This is a genomic window from Actinoplanes awajinensis subsp. mycoplanecinus (assembly GCF_001509495.1).
GTDB lineage: Bacteria > Actinomycetota > Actinomycetes > Mycobacteriales > Micromonosporaceae > Actinoplanes > Actinoplanes palleronii.
Genome location: NZ_LLZH01000088.1, coordinates 1 through 2,002 on the forward strand (window position 1 = coordinate 1; position 2,002 = coordinate 2,002).

Consider the following 2,002-nt stretch of genomic DNA (forward strand, 5'->3'; position numbering starts at 1 on the left):
GTTGCAGCTTCCGCTGATGTTGTGGGCGCGTCCGACTCCTGCTGGTGAGCGGGTGTGGATGTGGCTGCGTCCGGGTCTGTCGTTGGAGCAGCTTGACGGCAAGACCGGTGTGATCGCGGTGACCTGTGGAGCCTCGGAGGTTCGGGTGGCTCGTGCCCGGCAGAACCTGTCGACGCTGATCCGGGTGGATGTGACCCGTCGTGATCCGTTCACCGGTCTGGTGCCGTCGCCGCTGGCGTTCCTGCTGTCGAAGTCGCCGGACGTGGACGAGGTCGTGCCTGTCTCCCCGGCGGTGCCACTGGTCGGCCTGGACCTGGCCGATGTTCCCGAGCCTGTGGTTCCGGAGCAGCGGACGGGTGGTCGGCGATGACGGTCAGCGCTGTGGTGATCGGCATCAACGACGGCCCAGTGACTGTCAAGTCGTTGGAGTTCGACCCCGATGAGGTCTACCTCGGCTTCGCCGGTGGCTTGTGCTTCTACGTTCGCGAGGCGGACATCGACCGGCTGTCGGCCGCGCTGGAGCAAGCCCGTGAGGTGTTGAGGCGCAACGCCTCGAATCAGATTGATCAAGGAGTGAAGTGATGGCAGGAGAAACCTCGATCACGGTGGTCGGGAACCTGACCGGTGACCCGGAGCTGCGGTTCCTGACCAACGGCACAGCGATGGCGAAGTTCACCGTCGCGTCGACTCCGCGCACGCTGGACCGCGAGTCTGGGCAGTGGAAGGACGGCGAGCCGCTGTTCTTGAACTGCACGGCGTGGCGGGACCTGGCCGAGAACGTGGCTGGTTCGCTGACCCGGGGCACCCGCGTGGTGGTCCATGGTCGGCTGCGGCTGTCGCGGTGGGAGACGGCGGAGGGTGAGAAGCGTCAGCAGCACGCCCTGGACGTCGACGAGGTCGGTCCGTCGCTGCGGTTCGCGCAGGCGAAGGTGTCCCGCACGACGCGTGCCAAGGGCGGCGACGGGTTCACCCCGAACGACGCCCCGGACGACGTGTGGAACACCGCGGTCCCGGCGGACGCGGCCACGGCCTCGGCGGGGTTCTGAGATGGACGCCAACAGCTACCCGATCGGTGTCGACGTGAACGGTGGCCTCATCGAGGGCAACGTGCTGTTCGGTGGTGAGCCGGGTGCGGGCAAGTTGGTCCTATTGAAGGTGGCGACCGCAAGTGCGGCGCTGTTGGCCTCGGGTGTCTGTGACTGCGAGTCGTACGACTGCCGGGGCGAATGCTGCGGGCTGGGCAACTGCTCCTGCACTGCGGCGGAGGACTGACGTGTCCCCGATCCTGGTCGCCGAAACCGACAACGGCGTAGCGGAGCTCGGCCCGGTGCTGTCCATCTTCGACCCGATGTTCATCGGGATCGACGAGTTCGGCCAGCCCGTCAAGCTACCGATGATCTACAAGAATCTGTTGATCGGTGGCGAGCCGGGCGCGGGTAAGTCGGGTTTGCTCAACGGTGCGATGGCGCACGCCGCGTTGTCGCTGGACTGCAAGCTGTGCCTGTTCGACGGTAAACAGGTCGAGCTGGGGCAGTGGCGCGACTGTGCGGACGTGTTCGTCGGCCCGAACCTGGGCGAAGCGCTGAGCGTGCTCAAGCGCCTGCAGATCATGATGGACAAGCGGTACGCGTACCTACTGGCCTGCAAGCGCCGCAAGATCGTGCCGCATGACGCGTTCCTGCCGTACGTGGTCGGGATCGACGAGATCGCGTACTTCTCCGCGACGGTCGGCCGCAAGCAGGACCGCGACGAGTTCGCGTCGCTGCTGCGAGACCTGGTCGCGCGGGGACGGGCGGTCGGCATCATCGTCATCGCCGCCACCCAGCGTCCCAGCTCGGACATCATCCCGACGTCACTGCGAGACCTGTTCGCGTGGCGGTTCGCCGGCCGATGCACCACCAATTCGTCCTCGGACATCGTGCTCGGGCAGGGCTGGGCGCAGCTCGGCTGGTCCGCGAACACGATCAGCCCCACCAATCCCGGTGTCGGGCTGCTGATCTCC

General features: G+C 66.6%; 4 protein-coding genes and 1 pseudogene. All 5 read left to right on the plus strand.

The window, feature by feature from the left end:
* Window positions 1-370, plus strand: a pseudogene (locus ADL15_RS13195) (hypothetical protein); the annotation flags it as partial.
* The gene (locus ADL15_RS13200; RefSeq protein WP_067689141.1) at window positions 367-582 is read left to right on the plus strand and encodes a hypothetical protein; all 216 of its coding nucleotides are present in this window, start codon (window positions 367-369) and stop codon (window positions 580-582) included. The pseudogene ADL15_RS13195 and the gene ADL15_RS13200, both read left to right, overlap by 4 nt.
* The gene (gene ssb, locus ADL15_RS13205) at window positions 582-1,046 is read left to right on the plus strand and encodes a single-stranded DNA-binding protein (protein WP_067689143.1); all 465 of its coding nucleotides are present in this window, start codon (window positions 582-584) and stop codon (window positions 1,044-1,046) included. The genes ADL15_RS13200 and ssb overlap by 1 nt, the downstream gene beginning before the upstream one ends.
* Before the next feature lies 1 nt (window position 1,047).
* Complete coding sequence (locus ADL15_RS13210; RefSeq protein ID WP_067689145.1) at window positions 1,048-1,272, plus strand: hypothetical protein; 225 nt, start codon at window positions 1,048-1,050, stop codon at window positions 1,270-1,272.
* 1 nt (window position 1,273) lies between these two features.
* Window positions 1,274-2,002 (plus strand): FtsK/SpoIIIE domain-containing protein (locus ADL15_RS13215; RefSeq protein ID WP_232344065.1); only part of this gene is annotated, 729 nt, incomplete at its 3' end.